This window comes from Nostoc sp. DedQUE05, assembly GCF_034530955.1.
Classification (GTDB): Bacteria; Cyanobacteriota; Cyanobacteriia; order Cyanobacteriales; family Nostocaceae; genus Nostoc.
The window spans coordinates 118,542-140,616 of the sequence record NZ_JAVRCB010000001.1; the positions used below are offsets into that span (position 1 = coordinate 118,542).

Sequence of the window (22,075 nt, forward strand, 5' to 3'; positions counted from 1 at the left end):
TGATTTTCTATTCCCCTACCAAATTACCACTGAAGAGTACGGTGGCAAGCTGCCGTATCTGGATAATCGCTAAATACGCCATCAACACCTAAGCTGAAAAATAGTTCATATTCACCTTGAGGATTTCCTTGAAAATCCAGTGGCAAAAAACAGTCTTCATTGCGGAAAGTCCAGGCATGAACCAGCAAACCAGCCGCATGAGCATCTATCACTAATGATGTAGGCGAACGCAATTTACCATTGCTGTCTCTAGGAACCAATAAATTTTTATGAATTCCAATCGCTTGTGCATATTTGGCAATTTCTGCTAAACCTGATGCTGTGACTAAATCTGCATAAGTTTGTTCATTGCCGCTAACGACAAAATCATAAGGTTTACCACTGTTATTCAGCAATTGCACCAAAGGTAAATCAGTCTTTGTGGATAAATCTTGTAAATTACCGACTTCAAAAGACTGAATAAAAACAGGTGCGTTAGCTCCCTGATAACCGTTGGCTGTTAAAGTTGCAAGTAGGGGTGGTTCTAGGGCTAACCCAATAGATTGAAAGTAAGTTGGGTGCTTAGTTTCTGGGTAAATGCCAATCGTCCGATTAATTTCGCCACTTTTAACCCTGACTAAATTGATGATTTCTTGCAGTGTGGGGATTTCTAAAAGTCCATCATAAGTGGTATTTTGCGATCGCAGTTGGGGAATTCGCTCTTTGGCTAGTAGTGTTTTCAGTTCTGTTAGGGTAAAGTCTTCAGTAAACCATCCAGTTTTTGATTCGCCATCAATTATTTTGGTGGTTTGAAGATGAGCAAACTCTGTATGGATTGCAATATCGGTGGTTTCGGAAATCTCATTTTCGTGACGAGCAATTAAAATACCATCTTTAGTGGAAACTAAATCAGGTTCAATATAATCAGCCCCAAGTGCGATCGCTAATTCATAAGCAGCTAAAGTATGTTCTGGACGATAGCCGCTAGCACCTCGATGGGCAATGATAATTGGAGATGCGTCTTGCAAAGTTGTAGTCATTATTTTACCCACCTAAGTAGGACAACGTAAACAATTAAAGGTTTGTAGTAAGGGCTTTGCTATTCAACCTACAATTATTTTTCACTTAATTTTAAATAATTTAAGACAAATAAAACCCTCTTTAGAGAGTTGTAATTTTTCATTGGTAATAGTATCAAAAGTCTTTACATTCAATCATATAGTTATATTGATTACCACTGAATTATTTCTTGACTGAGAGTTTGATTAATTCAACAAGTATGAAATTATTCAAATCTACGGACTTACCACACTAAATCGATGCAGTTTTAGTATTATTTAAATAACTAATATTAAATAATAAGTATTGCTATTAAATAATAAATCTGTCATATTTAAGAATCTTATTTGATCTCTCCTTAAATCCTATTGTGTTTAATACATCCGATAAGATTAATATTTGTTTTTTCAAAAAACTCAGTACATATCTATTGTTTTTTTCCGTATTTTTTACTTATGCAAGTAAATTCAGGAATCAAATCGAAATTATAGATAATTAATTTGTTTCATTGTTCACTAATAGGAATTAGACCATGAATAGTCTACAATCTGCTAAACCTCCAAAACTTGATAGTTGTAATAACCAAGCGCTCCTCGATTACTTTGAGAATGCTTGGCAATTGGAAGATATATTATTGAAAAGTCTAGTTGGGGAAGAGACATTTTATCTCAATCCTGACCCTTTGAGAAATCCTCTAATTTTTTATCTGGGACATTCGGCTGTTTTCTACATCAATAAATTAATTCAGGTAGGGTTATTAGAAAAACGCCTCAATCCAGAGTATGAAATTTTGTTTGAAATTGGAGTAGATCCAGAAAAACCAGAGGAGTTGAATGCAGCGATCGCTCATTTGGAATGGCCGCAAGTTGCACAAACTTGGGAGTACCGAGAACAAGCATATTCTGTAATTTCTGAAGTAATTAAAACCATCCCAATTACTCTGCCAATTCATCCAAATCATCCCCTTTGGGCTTTAATGATGGGGATGGAACACCAGCGTATTCACATTGAAACTTCTTCGATGTTAATTCGCCAACTACCAATTGAGAAAGTGAAACGTCCTCAAAATTGGCAATATGCTCCTTTTAATGGTTACACTCCTCAGAACGAAATGATAAAAGTTGCTGGTGGGGTAGTAAAACTTGGTAAAGCCTTAGATGATTCAACTTATGGATGGGATATTGATTATGGCGATCGCACTGTTGAAGTTGCACCCTTTTTTGCCAGCAAATATCTGATTACCAATGCCGATTTTATTTATTTTGTAAAAGCTGGTGGCTACGAAAATCAAGAATATTGGGATGAAGAATCTTGGAATTGGAAAACTCGATACGGTATTCAATGCCCCAAATTTTGGTTACATGAAAATGGTAGCTATAAATATCGAGCTATGTTTGATGAAATTGACTTACCTCTAGATTGGCCTGTGGAAGTCAATCATTATGAAGCAATAGCTTATTGTCGTTGGCAAGGCAAAAATACTCGTTTAATGAGTGAAGCAGAATACCATTTAGCAACTTATGGTAATAGTTTATTAGATGATGTAGAAAATTATAATCTCAATTTAAAATTTGGCTCCCCTAGTCCCGTTGGGATGTTAGAAACAGCTAAAAGTTCTTCGGGATTGTATGATTTGCGTGGGAATGTTTGGGAATGGTTGAGTAATAACTTAAATCCTCTTCCAGGATATCAGCCTCATTTTCTTTATGAAGATAATTCTGCGATATTTTTTGACGATCAACATCAAATGATGTTAGGAGGATGTTGGATAACTAATGGTACAGAAGCTTTAAAATATTACCGCAACTGGTTCCGTCCAAATTTTTATCAGCACGCTGGTTTTCGGATTGTTCAAGATATTAAAGATTAACAGAATATGCCTCAGTCACATACTATAAGGTTACAGAGATGCCAAAGATTTTGAATTTCTGTTCTGATATCGAATTTTATCTCAAGATTGCTATTAGTTGCACGCTTGTTCAGCAGATATTTTATTTGCTTTTAAACAATATCGAGATCGACTTTATAACGCAGGTGCTGTTATACTGGTTAATTGGTTCTATCTCATTTTATAGTATTGGCATTTTCATTGAAAAAGGAATCAAAAGTAACGATGTTTTAAGAGATAAGCTAACGGCAAGGGTCAAGAAAGTTAAAAATAAAGAATTTCCTTCTTTTACTGTCAAAGGCATCATTACAGGAGAAATTAAAGCTTTTCTATCAGCATTAATAATGCTATATCTAGCTCCAGAGGTTCATAGAGGAAATAGTTTACTCCTAAACCTTGGATGGTTTTTGATGAGAATAGTTGCTGCTGATTTCTGTTTTTATGTTGCTCATCGACTCTTACACACAAGATTATTGCAGAAAATCCATCTTAAACATCATGAGTTTCGTGACTCATCAAGTTTTGTTGCTGGACATAAGAGTTTGGTTGAATATATTATTGTTGCGATCGCTGACGTTTTGCCTATTTTTATATTTGGATATGACATCACTCAACTATGTGCATGGAGTGTTATAGGCAATGCTTACAACCTAGAAGGTCATAGTTCTTTGTCAATATTTTTCATTCCATCAGATTTCCACGATCTTCATCACACTTGCTTTAATGGAAACTATGGCATTCAGGCATTCTGGGACAGAATATTCAACACACTAAATCCTCCTACCAAGAAGCCAGGAATAACATTTCCTATGAGTTTTATCGAGTATATAACTATTAATTCATCTATTAGTAATGACACTGAAAAAATATAATTCAATCAATTATTTTAATGGAAATTAAAAATACCTTACATTTAAAAGGAATAATGCTACTTATCCTTGTTAATGTAATTAGCGCTACAACTTTTACATTAACTAAAGAGATGTACCTCATATCATTAGGAAACGCTATAAGCCAAGTTTAAAACTTGGAAGCCGCAAGAAATTTAAACATAGTGGGTCTTTATCTATGAACAGAATAGAGTCGATTTCAGATGGAAAACTCAATTCTCATGTCACGATTCAACAAGCAGCAAAAGGACGAGGAGTGTTTGCTACAAAAAAATTTGTCCAAGGGGAAACTGTCGTGGTGGGTATACTAATTGAAGAAGTTCCCGAACGAACAATGTATACATTTCAGATGGATTTTAATTTACATGTCCATCTAGATGAGCCTTCTTGGATCGTTAACCATTCTTGTAATCCAAATACTGGGGTAAGGAACAATCAGTTTGGAGGATATGACTACGTTGCTTTGTGCGATATCGAAGCAGGTGAGGAAATTACCTGGGACTACGAAACCACTGAATATGAATTAATTATTGTCTTCGGGTGCTTGTGCGAATCTCTATCCTGTCGAGGAAAAATATTAGGGTTCAAATTTCGGGAACAAATATTGCGCGATCGCTACGGAGAGTACATTGCAGATTATCTCAAAATTCAAAGCAAATGATATTTAGACATCTCCAGAAATTAAATATGCTGTAACCAAAACTCTTGTAGAGACGTAGCACTGCTATGTCTCTACATTCTTTTTTTGGAGATGTTTGATGTTATTTTTTTGCTTAAGCTTTTTTCAACCAGCTAAACATAGCGCGTAAATCTTTACCGACTTCCTCAATTTTGTGTTCAGCTTCTTTACGACGCATGGCGGTAAATCCTGGTTTACCAGATTGGTTTTCCAGAACAAATTCTCGTGCAAATTGCCCAGATTGAATTTCGCTGAGAATCTTCTGCATTTCAGCTTTGGTTTGTTCGGTGACAATCCGCGGGCCACGGGTATAATCGCCATATTCGGCCGTGTTAGAAATGCTGTCGCGCATTTTGGCTAAACCACCTTCTACAACCAAGTCAACAATCAGCTTGACTTCATGCAGACATTCAAAATAAGCCAATTCTGGTTGATAACCAGCTTCTACCAAAGTTTCAAATCCGGCTTTGATTAAAGCGCTCAAACCACCGCACAATACCGCTTGTTCGCCAAATAAATCGGTTTCAGTTTCTTCGCGGAAAGTAGTTTCCAGAACACCGGCGCGAGTACCACCGATACCTTTAGCATAAGACATGGCGCGATCGCGTGCTTGACCACTGGCATCTTGATAAACTGCAAACAACGCTGGTACACCTTCACCACCTTCATAAGTCCGTCGTACCAAATGCCCCGGCCCTTTGGGTGCTACCATCACCACATCGACGTTATCTGGTGGTACAACTTGCCCAAAGTGAATATTGAACCCGTGGGCAAAAGCTAACACATTCCCTTCTTCTAGATTGGGTTCAATCTCGTTTTTGTAAATTGTTTTTTGAACTTCATCAGGTAACAAAATCATGATGAAGTCAGCAGCATTAGCAGCATCTGCAACGTTTTTCACAGTTAACCCAGCTGCTTCAGCTTTTGCGACTGACTTACTACCCGGATATAGTCCCACAATCACATTCAAACCACTATCTTTAAGATTGAGAGCGTGGGCATGACCTTGAGAACCATAGCCGATGATAGCAATAGTTTTTCCAGCCAAAAGGTCTAAATTGGCATCTTCGTCATAATACATCCGGGCCATAGAAGCATCTCCTGTCAGCAAGCGTCGTCATTTATTGGCAGGCTTACGATTGTACCCCAAATTGAGTAACACAAATGAATTATCAATCATTCAATTTATCTCTTTGGACTTAGGGGGAGTGTTTACGACGGCAATAATTGCCTAACTTCTTTATCTCAAGCAAGTAAAGTTACTCAGTTTCAGTAGACCGAAAAGTTTTGCGATGCCTTCTCTACGAGACGCACTCGCGTTCGGGGGGCGTAGCGATCGCCAAAGAATAGTAGCCTGTGATACACTTTTCTTCAAGTCTAAAAAAGTTGATCGTTTTTGATAATTTATAACCCACCTTCGACACCCTAATGTAGTAAAAGTTTTCAGCAGCCAATGCTGAGTAACTTCCTTGTTCGGTTGTGGTTCCTTGCTTTTACGTTTTTTAGAACTAATGTACTAAAAAAGTATCTATATAGTTAGGGTATAATTCAATAGCAAGATTAAAATTTACAATTGCTTCTGAATATATTTTAGTGTATAAATAAAATAAAGCTTTTCCGTAATAAGCTGAAGGGAGTTTTGGCTCTAGCAAAATTGCTTGCTGAAAATCTTGAATAGCATTTTTGTAATTTCCCATATTTAGGAAACTCAATCCCCTTTTGGAATATATAAATGCTGTATTTGGATTAATATTTATTGATTGATTATAGTCTTCGATAGCTCCTTGATAATCTCTTATTTCTGTGCGAGAAATTCCTCTGTTAAAATAGGCGGCTGCCAAATTTGGGTTAATACGTAAAGCCTGTGTATAGTCCTGAATTGCAGATTGATCCTGCCTTAAATTAGCTAGGATTAGACCACGTAAACAGTAAGCATCAGCATTATTCGGATTGATACTTAAAATCTGGTTGCAATCTTCAATCGCTCCTTTATAATCATGTTGTTGGCTCTTAGTACCAGCACGATTTAGGAGGAACTCCACAGATATACCTTTCACTAAGCTTTTAGCTATATCCTTTAATAACCAATCCATTTCAAAAAATCCAATTGTTAAGTAGTAACCTTTCACTTACGTTTAGTATTCCCTCTTTTTTGAACTGAATGCCACCTGTATCTATACACACTAGGGCAATACTCAAGCGCTCATAATTGCTTTCATCCCGTTACTGCTACCTGGACTTTGTTCAATGGCTTTTGGTTGCTTGACTACTTGGTAGCTTGAGAATGTGAGCGTACCACCTCCGAAGTCAAGAATATGGAACTCACTGCAATTATCTGGAATAAGTTTATTAACTTCTAGAGATGTTCCGTTCTACTCCGGCTGGTATAAAACTCAGACAGGATACGCTTTTACAGACTATTTTGCCGGAAATTACATGTATCTAATACTGTTGGCGATCGCCTTACCGAAAAAGAATGATAGATTATTCTCTGAAAAAATAATGTAAGTATTTTTGTTTGTTTATACTTTATTTCTCAACACTATATAATAAATTGCGTTTTACCCTTATCCTCGGTTTCGGGTAAAGCAATCCCTTTGAGGTTGGCTTTCATGGCAAAGAAAATTGCATTTGGTTGGTATGGCGGCAAGTACAGTCATTTAGACTGGCTTTTACCCTTGTTGCCAAAAACGACCCACTACTGCGAACCCTTTGGCGGTTCAGCAGCCGTGTTGTTGAACCGGGAGCCTTCGCCTGTGGAAACCTACAATGATATTGATGGCCAGGTAGTCAACTTTTTTCGCGTACTACGCGACCAAAAAGACCAACTCATCGAGGCGATTGGGTTAACCCCATTTTCGCGTGAAGAATTTCGGATTGCTATTACCAAAGAAGAAGAAAGTTTGTCAGACCTGGAAAGGGCTAGACGATTTTTTGTCCGGGCGCGACAAGTGAGAACAGGCTTGGCACAAACCGCTAGTGTTGGACGATGGGCGCACTGCAAACTTACTAGCCGCGCTGGAATGGCTGGTGCAGTTTCCCGGTGGCTTGGTAGTGTTGAGGATCTGCCCGAAATCGTGCAACGGCTGCTGCGCGTGCAAATTGAGAACGACCGAGCAATTGATATTATTCGACGCTACGATAGTCCAGAAACATTATTTTACTGTGACCCTCCCTACCCGCACGATTCCCGTGGGGATAGCAAGGCTTACGCTTATGAAATGACCGACGACCAGCATCGGCAACTAGCGGGTGTTTTGCGTTCAGTTAAAGGTAAAGTTGCCCTTTCAGGCTATGATTGTTCGTTGATGCAGGAACTATATGGTGACTGGAACTGCATTAAAGCGCCCCTGAAGCACTGCCATTCCATCAAGCAGTTACGGCAAGAAGTACTTTGGCTCAATTATGACCCTCAAGCTTCCACACTTACTGTTGAAGAAATCGCTCCATGTCCACAACCCCAGCAGCTATCCTTGATGTAGCCTTACAAAAAGCCTCTTCATCGATAGTCCAACCGATTGTCACCAACCCCAGCATTGCCGAAAAAATTGACTATGTATCGCGCTATGTAGGCAATCGTGCTGTAGTTCGTTTGTTGCTGGCCTGCTCTTTGGCAGCAATTCACCGTGGGAATGTTGATATCCGCAAGCCCTACACTGAAATAGGCACACCAGATGCTTACTCTGGACGCTACTACGATGAAAGCTATATCACAGCATTCATTAGCAAGCACGAGTTGCCTTGTAATCCCACTACCGCGTTCCTCACCCCTGCATTACGTAACCGCAACATCACCTTGACCCCAGCAGTCAATCTGGTGGGACGACCGCCCAAACTCTACGAAGCCGCCCTGGAATTACTTGATGATGTTCATGAAGGCAGAATAACTGCTGAGGAACTGCTAGCCCAAACTATTCGCTGTCTAATTATCGCTCGCAACGAGAAGCGGCAGCGTATGGAAACACTACTAGCCGACCTGAAGAAGTCGGAAGACGCAATACCTTTGTCAGCAGAGGAAATTATCACACTCCTGAAACAGCATTTGGCTTGCCGAGGTTCAAGCCGCCTTCCTGTACTAATTGTTGCTGCTGCCTATCAAGTAGCAGAACAATATATTGGAGAGCGTTTTTTACCTCTAGAATCCCACAATGCAGCAGACGAGCAGACTGGAGCTTTGGGAGATTTGGAAATTACTTTAGTTGATGATGAAAAGGTGATTACCAGCTATGAAATGAAGACCCGACGCGTCACGTTAGCAGATATTGACCGTGCTTTGCAAAAAATCAACAGCACAAGCAAGCGGGTTGACAACTATATTTTTATCACGACGGATGCGATCGAAGAAGGTATTCAGGAATATGCCTCAAGTATGTACGACCGTACAGATGGTATAGAAATTGTGGTTTTGGATTGTATCAGCTTTGTACGTCATTTTCTGCATTTGTTCCATCGGCTGCGATCGCAATTTTTATCAGCCTACCAACAGCTAGTGCTAACAGAACCAGACAGTGCTGTTAGCCAACCTCTAAAAGAAGCTTTTTTAGCATTGAGACAGGCTGCTGAAAGTGCCAGAGAATTTTGACCGACAAGATACCGTAGGCTATTTTGAATTGGTATAAAGGCAGATTTGCAAGCAGCGATCGCAGATGTAACTTGTTTTCAAAATCAAACAATTTCAAAAATATCAACTACCAGAAAGCAATTTTACAACCCTACTGGCAAACAGACTTGTTACAAATATTTTTTGAAATAATCGTCAAATGACTTGCTAATAATCTTTTTGAGATATCTCATCAAGCTCTGTAAATAAAAATGACTAACCCTGTTACATAAATCGCAACAATACAGGCTTTGAGTTTTTCTTCAGTAATACTGGGGTTAACTTCATCTATCTGGGGGTAGATTATGTATACTTCGCCTAAATTACCGCGCACATCTGCTTTATTTATAAGTGCGTTATTGGGAGGGGTGATTTTCACTAGTTGCGCCTCTTCCCAACAGACAGCAAGTAAGTCTGCACCTCAATCTGTACCTCAAATTGCAGCCAATGGCGGGGTAAATCAATTAAGTGCCCGTGAAAACAATATTTCCCAAAAGGCAGAAGCTGCACCAATAGCGCGTTCTCGTCCCCAACTGATCAAAAAGGCAGCAATCTCTTTGACTGTTAACTCTGTAGATAAGACTGTCGATGCTGTTTCGCAAATTATCAATCAACAGCAAGGGGATTTAATCGGGTTGAAACAACAACAACCCAAAAACGACAACCCGCGTTACACAGCAACAATCCAATTGCGGATACCAGAGGATCGGCTAGAACCTACTCTAGAACAACTAGCTAAATTGGGCACTGTTAATAGTCGTAATATCACTGCCGAAGATGTAGGCGATCGCCTGGTAGATTTCCAAGCCAGATTAACTAATTTGCAAAAAACTGAAGCCAATTTGCAAAAAATTATGGATCGGGCTGGTTCAGTCAGAGATGTGCTTAGTGTTGCCCAAGAACTGAGTAATGTCCGACAAACCATAGAACAAATTGATGCCCAACTGAAAAACCTCAAAAATCAAGTTGCTTATTCCACTATTACGCTGAACCTAGAAGCAGCAGTTTCTAGTACCAGCCCTCAACCTGCCTTGGGTTTGCAAGTTAAGGAAACTTGGAATAACTCTACCCATTCTTTGAGGGCATTTTCCGTTGGCTTACTTAAACTGGGTATTTGGTTAATTGTTTACAGCCCCTATTTGTTAATTTTTGTTGCTGTTGTCTATAGCTTCAGGCGTTGGCGGCGAACTCATTCACCACGTTTGCCACAAACACCAGAGTCAACTATTTCTGACTAAACTTGCATAAATTCAACATCTACCTTTGATAAATCTACACAGATAAACAGGGATTGAAATATCCCAAACTCTTATTGTCTTTACCTTTCGCCTAAAAATTTTGTTTATCTTGTAGTTTCGATTACTTTAATACTTTTTCAAATGTAAAGAGCAATACAAAATATATGATGACAATTTTGATACAAATCTGTTAAGAATAGTTACAATAGTCGGCATACACGATAATATTTCTTATGGTAAATTCACTTGACAATAATCCACCCCATAAAGTAGTAATTGTTGGCGGTGGTTTTGGTGGACTTTATGCAGCAAAAACACTTGCCAAAGCGGCAGTAAACGTTACTCTGATTGATAAACGTAACTTTCATCTATTTCAACCCCTTTTATATCAAGTCGCCACAGGTGCGCTATCTCCGGCTGATATTTCTTCACCGTTGCGTTCTGTTCTCAGCAAGAGCAAGAATACGAAAGTGCTGCTGGGAGAGGTGAATAATATCGATCCAGAATCAAAACAAGTGATGGTAGGCGACGAAGCAGTACCTTACGACACTTTAATTGTCGCCACAGGTGCGAAGCATTCCTATTTTGGCAAAGATAACTGGGAAGAATTCGCCCCAGGCTTGAAAACTGTAGAAGATGCGATAGAAATGCGTAGCCGGATCTTTTCAGCCTTTGAAGCCGCAGAAAAAGAAACCGATCCAGAAAAACGCCGTGCTTGGTTAACTTTTGTAATTGTGGGTGGTGGCCCAACAGGTGTAGAGTTAGCTGGTGCGATCGCAGAATTAGCAAATCAAACTCTCAAAGAAGATTTCCGCAGCATCGACACTTCAGAAGCCAAGATTTTGCTATTAGAAGGTTTGGATCGGATTTTGCCACCCTTTGCACCAGAGTTATCACAAGAAGCAGAAGCATCTCTAACGCGGTTGGGGGTGGTTGTGCAGACAAAAACATTGGTAACAAATATTGAAAATGATATTGTTACCCTCAAACAAGGCGATGAAGTTAAAGAAATTGCCTCAAAAACGGTATTATGGGCAGCAGGTGTAAAAGCTTCCGCAATGGGAAAAGTGCTAGCAGAACGCACAGATGCCGAATGCGATCGCGCTGGACGGATTATCGTTGAACCTGACTTGAGTATTAAGGGACATCCCAATATTTTTGTAATTGGCGACTTAGCAAATTTTTCTCATCAAAATGGTAAACCGCTACCTGGTGTTGCACCTGTAGCGAAGCAAGAAGGTGAATATGTAGCAGCACTAGTCCAAAAGCGGCTTGTAGGAAACAATTTGCCACCCTTTGCTTATACCGATTATGGTAGTTTAGCAATGATTGGGCATAATTCTGCTGTAGTCGATTTGGGCTTTACCAAGCTGAAAGGTTTCGTTGCATGGCTGTTTTGGCTATTTATTCACATCTACTTCTTAATTGAATTTAACAACAAATTAGTAGTAATGATTCAGTGGGCATGGAGCTATTTCACCCGTAATCGTGGAGCAAGATTGATTACAGGACAAGAATCAATCACGCAGTTCAAAATTGGCGATCGCAACAGTTATTCAGCCGATAATAAACAACCAGTAAATGTCTAATTGGGCATGGGGCATTGGGCATTGGGCATGGAGAAGAGACAAGGTAGACAAGGAAGAGGGGGGAGACTTGTTCAATAATTCCCCCTTGTCCCCCTTGTCCCCTTGTCCCCTTGTCCCCTTGTCCCCCCACTCCCCACTCCTCACTTCCCACTCCCCATAACAAAGTTATCGCCCTCATAAATTAGCAGTAAGCTATTTGAGGGCGTTTTTCATAATCTACATAATGGCAACTATTAACGACAACTACCTGAAGCTGAAAGCGGGTTATCTGTTTCCAGAAATTGCTCGGCGGGTGAATGCCTTTGCCGAAGCAAACAGTAATACTAAAATTATTCGGCTGGGGATTGGCGATGTTACCGAACCTCTACCGGAGGCTTGCCGCACAGCGATGATTAAAGCTGTGGAAGAAATGGGCGATCGCAATACTTTTAAAGGCTACGGGCCAGAGCAAGGCTACGCATGGTTGCGGGAGAAAATTGCTACTCAAGATTTCCAAGCACGGGGAGCCAATATAGATGCTTCGGAAATCTTTATCTCTGACGGTTCCAAGTGCGACACCGGCAATATTCTAGAAATCTTTGGTCATGACAATCTAATTGCCGTGACTGACCCAGTTTACCCTGTGTATGTAGACACTAACGTTATGGTGGGAAATACTGGGGATGCTAACGATAAAGGCGAATTTGAGGGTTTAGTTTATCTACCAATTACAGCTGATAACAACTTCACTGCCGAGATTCCCTCAAAGAAAGTCGATTTAATTTATCTCTGCTTTCCCAATAACCCCACTGGCGCAACTGCTACTAAGGAATATCTCAAAACATGGGTAGACTATGCCAAAGCTAATAACTCGATTATTTTCTTTGATGCAGCCTACGAAGCTTATATTACCGATCCGTCGCTTCCTCACTCAATTTATGAAATTGCAGGTGCAAGAGAAGTTGCGATCGAATTTCGGTCTTTCTCCAAAAATGCAGGTTTTACAGGAACTCGTTGCGCGTTAACTGTAGTACCGAAGACACTCACAGCAAAAGCCGCCGATGGTTCCGATGTCGAACTGTGGAAACTGTGGAATCGTCGCCAATCTACCAAATTCAACGGCGTTTCTTACATTGTCCAACGGGGAGCGGAAGCGGTTTACTCCGAAGAAGGACAAGCACAAATCAAGGGATTGGTGAGTTTCTATCTAGAGAACGCTAAAATTATCCGTGAGAAACTCACAGCCGCCGGATTGGCGGTGTATGGCGGGGTGAATGCACCTTACGTTTGGGTAAAAACGCCTAATGGTTTATCCAGTTGGGAATTCTTTGATAAGTTGCTGCAAACTGTCAACGTTGTGGGGACACCCGGTTCAGGCTTTGGTGCTGCGGGTGAAGGTTACTTCCGCATATCGGCGTTTAACAGCCGGGAGAATGTCGAAGAGGCGATGAAGCGGATTGCTGAGAAGTTTAAAGTGTAGAGCGATCGCTTTTAGTCGCTTTTGTTAAACTCATTTTATTAATCTAAAGGTTACGGTGGGCTGTATTATCCACCGCAACCTGACAGATATTGAATTTTGAATCTTGAATTGGAGCGAAGCGACGTGACTCCTGCCATCCCCGTTTTCAAACCTGTTAGCCAGATGCAGTTAGCGCCTGGTAGCACAGTGACAATTCCAGATGTTAGCTGGGAAGAATTTGAATCTATTTTACAAGAATTAGGAGAAAAAAGAACTACCCGAATTGCCTACAGCCAGGGTACTTTAGAAATTATGGCTCCTTTACCAGAACATGAAATACCCAAAGATTTAATTTCTGATATTGTCAAAATATTGCTGAAGGCTAAAGATATCAGATATCAACCTTTTGGTTCCACTACCTTTAAAAAGCAAGGTTTAGCAGGAGTTGAACCTGATGCTTGCTTTTATATTCAGAATTATCAACAAATGATTGGTCGTCGCCGCTTGCAGCCTGATGACTCGCCGCCTGATTTAGCGATTGAAACTGATGTCACATCAAAAACTACTCTTGATGCTTATGAAGCCATTGGAGTTCCAGAACTATGGGTTTACGATAGCGGGAGCCTTTCTATTTATTTGTTGAAAGAGGGGAAATACATAAAATCTGACACCAGTCCTAATTTTGAAGATATAGCTATTACTGAGATTATCCCTGCTGCTGTGGAACGTAGCTGGCAAGTAGGAAGTTTTCAAGCTTTGGAAGAATTGGAAACGATTATTTAGGAAATGATCAAACAAGCATCGCTCATTTTGTTTAATTATGATTTTGACAAAGAGTTTTAGCCTTAACCCAAGCGTATTGTGCTATATACTGCAATGTCTGAAGAGAGTTTAAGCAATTGAAGCCTGATATTTCCCTTAATTTGATAAACTAAGGAAAAATATCTCAAAGCTACCATAAAAGATGAGTGACTACCCCAAAGACGAAACGTCGTTTGAATTATTCCAACGCTATCAACGTATAAACGATGAAAACCAGCTATTCCTTGATGAGTTGGAAGCAATCGAGAATTTCTTCTGCGATACAGATAGATTTGACAACATGAAACAATTAGCTAGTTTATGCGTATCGAACCTCAGCAAGATTCAGAACCCTCTTGGTAAAACTATCACCAGGCTATCTATCCCTGCGGCGCAACTGATCCGGATTTATCCAGAATATGCTGAAGCTTTAAAAAAACTCACTCAGGCAATGCAGATTATTAATGATGCAGTCGAACTGATTGAATCGGCTGAAGATAACTTCAACATCCGAAACGAAGAAAAATTCAGAAACACTGGTAGATAAAGTGCGATCGCCTTCATGTTGTGCTTGCTAAGTTAGGGTTTTGAGCAAGTTTTGCAGAATGACTTTCTGGCTCTGAATACATAGTAAATAACTCACTAAAAACTTCTTCCCCATTAATCTCTCCACTACTAACAAATCGTTCTACCTCAACCGAACCATCCTCAAAAAATTCCACTTCCCATCGTTCACCAGGCACAGCCACATTCACCATAATAGTTTCATTTCGATGATGGGCTAAGGTGTAACTAATTCTCTCTTGTTCCAATTGATTTAGAAAAGTAACTAGTTTGCCAAATCCATGATTCTTCATTTGTCAAACCTCTTATCACTTAATAACTTGCGAACAACTTTAAAACCCGGTTGATTTACCTCAGCACCCGCTTCAATCTCTTCCCATAACATTTCACAAAACTCATCCCAACTGGGCGATTCTTCCGGGAGTGGAGCTTGTCTTATACTACCCTTCTTGTATTTCAGGATTTCAGACACCTTTTGCCCAGTAAATTTATGTGCGATTTTCCCCTCTCTTTTTGATTGAGTGGCTAATTTCCTTTATACAATAGCGATTTCTGACTATGCGATGCCTACGGTAGTAAAATACGCACTTTCCCAATTATTCATTCATTGCATCAAAAAATTATTCTTAAGAATTATTTCCTCCTTCTTTGCCATCATCAGGTAAACCAATTTTTGGCTCAACTTTTTCTCGTCCATAATTAGCCAAAGTCACCCCTTCTTCTAAATATACAGCAGAGTATTTACTCAACCCAATACGCTGTGCTGAGTAAATTCCAGAATGACCTGAAAATAAGTAGCTAACTACACAACCAATACCAATAAATACCCCCGATTCCAGACCAAATAATTCAATTCCCATTAAGGTGGATGCCAAAGGTGTATTTGCTGCACCCGCAAATACACCCACAAATCCCATTCCTGCTAGCAGTGGTGCAGGTAATGCTAAAAGCAACGACAAAGCATTACCTAAAGTTGCACCAATAAAAAACAAAGGTGTCACTTCTCCTCCTTTAAAACCTGCTCCTAAAGTTAGAGCAGTCAAACCCAATTTTGCTGCAAAATCCCAAGGAGGTAGCTGAGTGAAAAAGGAATCAACAATAGTAGGGATACCAAGCCCAATGTATTTAGTTGTACCACTTAACCCAACAATTACTGCTATCATCGCACCGCCTATCAAAGGACGCAGTGGAGGATAAGATATTTTTGCTTTAAATAAGTGGCTAATTTGGTGAGTTACTTTAGCAAAGAATCTCGCGACAATTCCAAAAATTGCACCTGCAATAATCGCAGCAATCAATCTCCAAATTGTGAGCGGCGGTATAGAGGGAGCGTGTCGGTATGCTGTATGATGTAAACCTAATAGTAAAGTTACTTGATTTCCGACGATCGCAGCAATTAAAGAAGGAAAAAGAGCGTCGTAATGAATTTTACCAATTGCTAAAACTTCTAGACCAAATACGGTTCCAGCTAAGGGAGTACCGAAAACTGAAGCGAATCCCCCACTGATACCTGCTGTTAACAAAATTCGCCGATTAGCCCCTTGAAAATGCAATATTTTAGTTAACTGGTCTGCCAAAGAAGCACCCATTTGTAATGCTGTACCTTCACGACCGGCTGAACCACCAAAAAAATGGGTAAGGTCTGTTCCTAATAAAACAAGAGGAGCCATACGGAAGGGAATAATCTTTTTGGGGTTATGAATTTCTTCGAGTAAAAGGTTATTTCCAGCTTCTACAGTCCGACCAAATTGATGATAAATCCAACCACTCAAGAAGCCGCCAAAGGGAAGCAAAGCGATAATCCAGCGATGTGATTCTCGCCAATCAGTTGCCCATTCTAATGATGCTAAAAGAGCCGCAGAAGCTGTTCCAGCAACAATGCCAACCACAAAGGAGATAGGCAACCACTTGATTAAATGAGGTAAGGCAATAAATGGTTCAAACTGACGAAAGTGTTTCATACCATGACTCCTTGAGGTGCGATTTGTAGAGAGATACTTTCTACAGGGGAGTCAGGTAATGCATTTAGCCAAGCCCTACTCTCCCGCAGTTAGCAAGGAAAGTAGGAGCCATCAGCCTTCCAGTGATGAATTTTCGGACTGGAAAGGCGGTTTCGGCGAGCTCCATCGCCATTGATTTGATTTCAAATCAAGGATACCATTTTTGCTTTTCAATATTTGTTTTTTTGAGAAACTAACAATAATACAGCTGCCAACGCAAACAAGCTTCCAGTAATAAATGTCGCCTCTGCTCCCAGTGTTTGCCATAACCCACCAGCTAGCAAACTGGCAGGTAAAAGCGCTAATCCCACAGCTAAGTTGAGGAATCCAAAAGCAGTGCCACGCAGATTTGCAGGTATACTATTTGCCACTAGCGCCAATAGCAATCCTTTACTCATGCCCAGATGTAGACCATAAAGGGCAAACAATCCCCACGCTTGCCAAGGTGTCTGCACAAAAGCGAAACCCAGATAGACTAAAGCGTATAGGAGAAATCCGCCTACCAGTAACCCAAATTTACCCACGCGATCGGAAAGTATTCCTAATGGGTAGGCGCTGAATGAGTAGGCAATGTTCATCACCATTAATGTCAATGGTATAAGTGAGGCAGAAATGCCTGTTTGTTCTGCTCGCAGCAACAAAAAAGCATTGCTGGAGTTGCCTAAATTGAATAACAATGCCACTGCTACAAGTACCCAGTATCCTTGACTCAAGCTGCGTAAAGCTTGCCATTGCAGAGGATTGCTTCGGTTTCCTTGAGTTTCACTTGTTTGTGGTTCGCGTACTCCTACTGTTAATAAAGCGACTGCGAAAAATCCAGGGATGAGTGCTAGCCAAAAAACCAGGCGGAAGTTGTTTTTGGAAGCAGTCATCAGGGTGAATGCTGCCAAAGGCCCCAAAAATGCTCCGATAGTATCAAGGGATTGACGCAATCCATAAGCTGCACCGCGTACCTCTGGATCGGTGGAATCGGCGACTAAGGCATCGCGGGGCGCTACCCGAATACCTTTACCAATGCGATCGCCAAATCGAGCTATTAACACCCCAGTTGGACTGCTAGCTACAGCAAATAGTGGTTTAACAAAGGTGGATAAGCCGTACCCAAACACCGCTAATCCTTTACGATGTCCTAGATAATCACTCAACGCTCCCGAAAAGATTTTTAAAACTGAAGCTGTTGCTTCTGCAATGCCTTCGATGATGCCCACAGTCAAAACATTCGCCCCTAAAACTGATACCAAAAATAAGGGCAATACAGAATTAATCATCTCAGAGCTAATATCTGTCAGCAAACTGACAAATCCCAATACCCAAACAGTGCGGGGAATTGTCTGGAAAAATTTATTTTGTAGTTGCATATTTCCTGTTTACCTGACTGGCTTTTACTACATCAACTCTGTAATTCTTGAGAACCAATAAGTGAGCTTCTGACTTTATGATTCAGACTCATAATTTTTCTATAATGCAACAGGTGTTTCATAAGTAGACTAACAATAAAATCGATTTAATGCAACACCTGTTACAATCTATCTATGGACAGAAAGTGTTGGAACTTATTGGTGTACAAAGTACCCGCACAGCCTTCAACGCAACGGGTGTATGTTTGGCGTAAACTCAAGGGTTGGGGCGCACTTTATCTACAGCAGTCGGTGTGCGTGCTACCGCATAGAGAAGACTTGCAACAATATTTAGCAGAATTGAAAGCAGACATTACAGCAGGTGGTGGTGAAGCAGATTTATTGACTATTTGGATTGATGAACCCGATCAAAATGCTATGTTGGTAAATCGTTTTCAACAGCAGGCAGATCGAGAATATCAAGAGTTTTTGGGGCAATGTCGGGATTTGCATCGCGAATTGAGCGAGGAACGGAAAATAGGTAATCTCACCTTTGCAGAATTAGAAGAGAACGAGGCGGAATTAAATAAACTGCGTTCTTGGTTGCCTAAAATCCGCGATCGCGATTTGTTTGATGCCCCAAAATACTCACAAGCCACTGAAGCTTTGAAGGCGTGCGAATTAGATTTTCAGCTATTTTCCCAACAAATATATCAAGCAGAAGGAATAGACTCAGAATCTTTATAAGTAAATCGATCTTAACTAATGGTGTATACATAGCCTAATTTAAGCATCACCATTGTAATTTCTGCCTATAGATAGATGTTGTTTTTACTATTTATTAATGTTGATTCTATAATTAAATTAGTATTATTAAAACTTAAGTAGGAAAACCGTACTTATCTGATAGGTTTTCTATACCATATTTTTAAGTTTAGCTGGATAAAATCAAAATATAGCTGAAGTAATGCTGTTCTCGAAAAAATTTACACAGCATTAGCAGGAGAGCAAAAACATGACAAATCAATTGAAAACGGCTACTTTGCTTGCTGCACTAAGTGCTCTTTTGATTGCAATTAGTTACTGGGTAATTGGCGGTTCTAGTGGTTTGATTATCGGGATTGGCTTGGCAGCAGCAACCAACCTGTTTTCTTGGTATCAATCAGATAAAATTGCCCTAGCAGTATACCAAGCGCAACCTGTAAGTGAAAGGGAAGCACCAGGACTTTATCGGATGGTGCAGAAATTGAGCGATCGCGCTAACATTCCTATGCCTAAAGTTTATATCGTTCCAAGCCAGGGTGCTAATGCCTTCGCTACAGGGCGCGATCCAGAACATGCTGCTGTAGCTGTCACTGAAGGTATTTTAAATATATTGCCAGAGGATGAACTCGAAGGCGTTATCGCCCACGAGCTAACCCATATTATTAATCGTGACACTCTCACTCAAGCTGTTGCTGCTACTGTAGCTGGTGCGATTTCATTCTTAGCCCAAATGGTTAGTTACAGCTTATGGTTTGGCGGTGGTTCGCGAGATGACAACAGAGGTGGAAATCCAATAGGAGTTTTATTAACAGTCATGCTTGCTCCACTGGCTGCGACAATTATTCAGCTAGCAATTTCGCGCACGCGAGAATTTTCTGCTGATGCCGGTTCTGCGAGATTAACTGGTAATCCCCGCGCTTTAGCTAGGGCATTGCAACGCTTAGAAGCTTCAGCAAAGCAAATGCCTTTAAATGCTAATCCAGCTTATGAGCCGTTATTAATTATCAATTCCATTTCTGGACAGTTTTTAGGTAACTTGTTCTCTAGTCATCCAGCTACAGAAATGCGAGTTGCAGCATTGCTGAAACTAGAGCAACAACTGCCAACAAAAGCTTATTAATTTGTCATTAGTCATTTGTCCTTTGTCAAATAAAAAAATGGCTAATGACTATTAAGATAGAGTGCAATTTTTATTGGAGAGTAAACTTTGCAATTAAGGATGTTTTAAGTATGAATTCTAACAATATCGAATCTACTGAATCCATAGTAATTGTAAAAATAAGTTCTGAAACCGACAAATTAGTGGAAACCGAAATGGCTGGTGAAACTGATGAGGTAAAACGCGAAACCAAAGCGTTAATTGAGGCGCTAAAAAGACGCGCTCAAGCTGAGGCTGATTCCGCAGGTACTCTCACCCGTGAAACCTATTTGAAAGTTGTGCGTCAAGCACGGGAATTAATTGAAGGAAGGAAACTGATACAACGCGATCGCTTAGAAAACTCTTGGGCGGTAATTCAGGATGAAGCTGAGAGAAACTGGCACTTATTGATGAAAGACTTAGTAGGCTTCAGCTTTCGCGTGCAAAAGGCGGCCATTGCTGCTTGGGAAACCTTCAATAATCCTTATTCTCGTTAAAGAGGGTGCAATGTCTAGGTTGGGCTATGCCTACGCAGATAAATATTTTAAGGGCGTACAGATGTACGCCCTTTTTTATAGTCCGTCAAAAATATCGCTATTTGTAGACCAAAAATGATTTACTAAACTAAATACCCCTTACCATAAAAAGCGTAAATATTCAGTACTCTAGGTTTCACAAATAGGAAATAAGCAGTGTTACCAAACAAGCCCCCCGCTAGTAATCAAACTCAACGCTGGACATTTGCTCAACTTTTTGGACTGGTAAAGCGTAATCCCCTAATGATTTCGCAGTGGGTTATCCGCTGGATAGCCGTGGGGACTGCTGGTGGTCTATTTGCGGCGTTGTACTGGAATATTCTAGAGTTTTTAACTCACAGACTCCAGCGATTTGAGGGTTTTAGCCTGCTGATAGTGATGCCACTTAGCGGCTTAATTATCGGTCTGGTGATTCATTATTTGGGAAATCCCGGTGAAATCGCTGTGATTGTTGATAATATTCATTTTCGTGGCGGCCGCCTAGATGTTCGCAAAAATCCTTCAATGATTCTTGCTTCTCTAGTCAGCATCTCAGCAGGTGGTAGTGCTGGCCCAGAAGCACCACTCGTACAGGTAACAGGTTCTTTTGGTACTTGGATTGCCGATCGCTTAAAACTCCAAGGTGAAGACCTCAGAACCATGAGTTTAGCAGCAATGGCGGCTGGCTTTACTGCCTTGTTTGGCTCACCTCTTGGTGGTGCGATGTTCGCTTTAGAGATTTTGCACCACGAGCATATTGTGGAATATTACGAAGCTTTAATGCCAGCCATTGTTTCGAGTTGCGCTAGCTATCTGGTGTTTGCAGCAATTACACATATGGGTATAGCCCCTACTTGGCATTTTCCTCAGTATCACTTAGAAAGGATTGATGATTTTGCGATCGCGATCGTGTTTGGAATTATCGGGGCAGTGGCGGGATGGATTTTTATAGGTATTTTTCGCGGCTGCGATGCTTTTTGGCAAGCTGTTTCACGTCTGGGCGTCTCTGCATCAACTCCTGTTCCCATTTATGTACGCACAACACTAGCAGGAGTGGGACTTGGCATTTTAGCAGTTTTATTACCCCTTACCCGTTATTTTGGACATGAAGAGTTAGATTCAGTCCTGAGAGCTAACTTTGGTGCTGTTTTTCTCTTAACTCTAGCTCTTGGGAAAATGGCTGCCATTAGCATTACAGTAACAGGTGGGTGGCGCGGTGGATTCATCATTCCCCTATTTTTCACTGGTGCTTGCATTGGTAAAGCAGTAGCAGTCTTAATTCCAGGACTCGATCCTGCCCTGGCGATGATTTGTACAATGGCGGCTGTCAACGCAGCCGTAACCCGCACACCTATAAGTACGACTTTGCTACTATCAAAACTGACTAACTTGAGTCCTTTGACGCCGATCCTTTTTGCCAGTTTGATGGGATTTTTTCTTGCCCCGAAAGTTCCCCTGATCGCATCTCAACTCAAATCCCAGAGAGAAGCTACGGATCAAATAAGCGGCTGAGTTAGCTGCCCAGGCAATAAAAAGCAATATATGTTAAGATTGTATCAAATTATAGCAATTATTCAAGAGCAATTTAGAATAAT

At 40.6% G+C, this 22,075-nt stretch carries 20 protein-coding genes and 1 riboswitch; of the genes, 14 read left to right on the forward strand and 6 right to left on the reverse strand.

The annotated features are described in order from the left end of the window. Positions 1-23: 23 nt before the first annotated feature. Positions 24-1,019, reverse strand: a complete 996-nt coding sequence (locus RMZ42_RS00480; protein WP_322669545.1) for a glycerophosphodiester phosphodiesterase — start codon at positions 1,017-1,019, stop codon at positions 24-26. 551 nt (positions 1,020-1,570) lie between these two features. Here RMZ42_RS00480 and ovoA point away from each other — a divergent pair. From ovoA to RMZ42_RS00495, 3 genes are all read left to right on the forward strand, one after another. Continuing rightward, on the forward strand, positions 1,571-2,908 hold the full coding sequence (gene ovoA, locus RMZ42_RS00485) for a 5-histidylcysteine sulfoxide synthase (RefSeq protein ID WP_322669546.1): 1,338 nt from the start codon (positions 1,571-1,573) through the stop codon (positions 2,906-2,908). Positions 2,909-2,946: 38 nt separating this feature from the next. After that, positions 2,947-3,798, forward strand: a complete 852-nt coding sequence (locus tag RMZ42_RS00490) for a sterol desaturase family protein (RefSeq protein ID WP_322669547.1) — start codon at positions 2,947-2,949, stop codon at positions 3,796-3,798. 196 nt (positions 3,799-3,994) lie between these two features. Beyond that, entirely contained in the window at positions 3,995-4,477 is a 483-nt protein-coding gene (locus RMZ42_RS00495) for an SET domain-containing protein (RefSeq protein WP_322669548.1), read from the forward strand. A 112-nt stretch (positions 4,478-4,589) separates the two neighbouring features. On the opposite strand, the gene ilvC is transcribed toward RMZ42_RS00495, so the two are convergent. Then, positions 4,590-5,603, reverse strand: a complete 1,014-nt coding sequence (gene ilvC / locus RMZ42_RS00500) for a ketol-acid reductoisomerase (protein ID WP_416211781.1) — start codon at positions 5,601-5,603, stop codon at positions 4,590-4,592. A gap of 400 nt (positions 5,604-6,003) precedes the next feature. Then, entirely contained in the window at positions 6,004-6,624 is a 621-nt protein-coding gene (locus RMZ42_RS00505; protein WP_322669550.1) for a tetratricopeptide repeat protein, read from the reverse strand. Positions 6,625-7,107: 483 nt separating this feature from the next. Here RMZ42_RS00505 and RMZ42_RS00510 point away from each other — a divergent pair, with 483 nt between their 5' ends. From RMZ42_RS00510 to RMZ42_RS00540, 7 genes are all read left to right on the forward strand, one after another. After that, positions 7,108-7,977: a DNA adenine methylase gene (locus tag RMZ42_RS00510; protein ID WP_322669551.1), complete on the forward strand. Its 870-nt coding sequence runs from the start codon at positions 7,108-7,110 to the stop codon at positions 7,975-7,977. Then, complete coding sequence (locus RMZ42_RS00515) at positions 7,944-9,077, forward strand: restriction endonuclease, SacI family (protein ID WP_322669552.1); 1,134 nt, start codon at positions 7,944-7,946, stop codon at positions 9,075-9,077. The genes RMZ42_RS00510 and RMZ42_RS00515 overlap by 34 nt, the downstream gene beginning before the upstream one ends. Before the next feature lie 323 nt (positions 9,078-9,400). Further along, positions 9,401-10,333 carry a DUF4349 domain-containing protein gene (locus RMZ42_RS00520; RefSeq protein ID WP_322669553.1) on the forward strand — a complete coding sequence of 311 codons (933 nt, stop codon included), beginning with the start codon at positions 9,401-9,403 and terminating at the stop codon, positions 10,331-10,333. Between the two features lie 233 nt (positions 10,334-10,566). Next, positions 10,567-11,922 (forward strand): NAD(P)/FAD-dependent oxidoreductase, encoded by a 1,356-nt coding sequence (locus tag RMZ42_RS00525; protein WP_322669554.1) that lies wholly within the window; start codon positions 10,567-10,569, stop codon positions 11,920-11,922. A gap of 223 nt (positions 11,923-12,145) precedes the next feature. Further along, positions 12,146-13,381: an LL-diaminopimelate aminotransferase gene (locus RMZ42_RS00530; protein WP_322669555.1), complete on the forward strand. Its 1,236-nt coding sequence runs from the start codon at positions 12,146-12,148 to the stop codon at positions 13,379-13,381. Between the two features lie 123 nt (positions 13,382-13,504). Then, complete coding sequence (locus tag RMZ42_RS00535) at positions 13,505-14,143, forward strand: Uma2 family endonuclease (protein WP_322669556.1); 639 nt, start codon at positions 13,505-13,507, stop codon at positions 14,141-14,143. Positions 14,144-14,324: 181 nt separating this feature from the next. Further along, the gene (locus tag RMZ42_RS00540; protein WP_322669557.1) at positions 14,325-14,708 is read left to right on the forward strand and encodes a hypothetical protein; all 384 of its coding nucleotides are present in this window, start codon (positions 14,325-14,327) and stop codon (positions 14,706-14,708) included. 13 nt (positions 14,709-14,721) lie between these two features. On the opposite strand, the gene RMZ42_RS00545 is transcribed toward RMZ42_RS00540, so the two are convergent. The 3 genes from RMZ42_RS00545 to RMZ42_RS00555 all read right to left on the reverse strand — a co-directional run bounded on the left by RMZ42_RS00545 (position 14,722) and on the right by RMZ42_RS00555 (position 18,083). Further along, positions 14,722-15,018 (reverse strand): hypothetical protein, encoded by a 297-nt coding sequence (locus RMZ42_RS00545; protein WP_322669558.1) that lies wholly within the window; start codon positions 15,016-15,018, stop codon positions 14,722-14,724. Between the two features lie 333 nt (positions 15,019-15,351). After that, a complete protein-coding gene (locus RMZ42_RS00550; RefSeq protein ID WP_322669559.1) occupies positions 15,352-16,686 on the reverse strand; it encodes a voltage-gated chloride channel family protein in 1,335 nt (444 codons plus the stop codon). 95 nt (positions 16,687-16,781) lie between these two features. Beyond that, a riboswitch (Fluoride riboswitch) is annotated at positions 16,782-16,865 on the reverse strand. A 30-nt stretch (positions 16,866-16,895) separates the two neighbouring features. After that, entirely contained in the window at positions 16,896-18,083 is a 1,188-nt protein-coding gene (locus tag RMZ42_RS00555; RefSeq protein WP_322669560.1) for an MFS transporter, read from the reverse strand. A 201-nt stretch (positions 18,084-18,284) separates the two neighbouring features. Between RMZ42_RS00555 and RMZ42_RS00560 the strand changes: the two genes are divergently transcribed. The 4 genes from RMZ42_RS00560 (at position 18,285) to RMZ42_RS00575 (ending at position 21,992) form a co-directional block, all read left to right on the forward strand. Next, positions 18,285-18,809, forward strand: a complete 525-nt coding sequence (locus tag RMZ42_RS00560) for a Chromate resistance protein ChrB (RefSeq protein WP_322669561.1) — start codon at positions 18,285-18,287, stop codon at positions 18,807-18,809. A gap of 268 nt (positions 18,810-19,077) precedes the next feature. Beyond that, on the forward strand, positions 19,078-19,947 hold the full coding sequence (locus RMZ42_RS00565; RefSeq protein WP_322669562.1) for a zinc metalloprotease HtpX: 870 nt from the start codon (positions 19,078-19,080) through the stop codon (positions 19,945-19,947). Between the two features lie 110 nt (positions 19,948-20,057). Next, positions 20,058-20,462, forward strand: coding sequence for a hypothetical protein (locus RMZ42_RS00570; RefSeq protein ID WP_322669563.1), 405 nt, complete (start codon positions 20,058-20,060; stop codon positions 20,460-20,462). Between the two features lie 195 nt (positions 20,463-20,657). After that, a complete protein-coding gene (locus RMZ42_RS00575) occupies positions 20,658-21,992 on the forward strand; it encodes a chloride channel protein (protein WP_322669564.1) in 1,335 nt (444 codons plus the stop codon). The last annotated feature ends 83 nt before the right edge of the window (positions 21,993-22,075 follow it).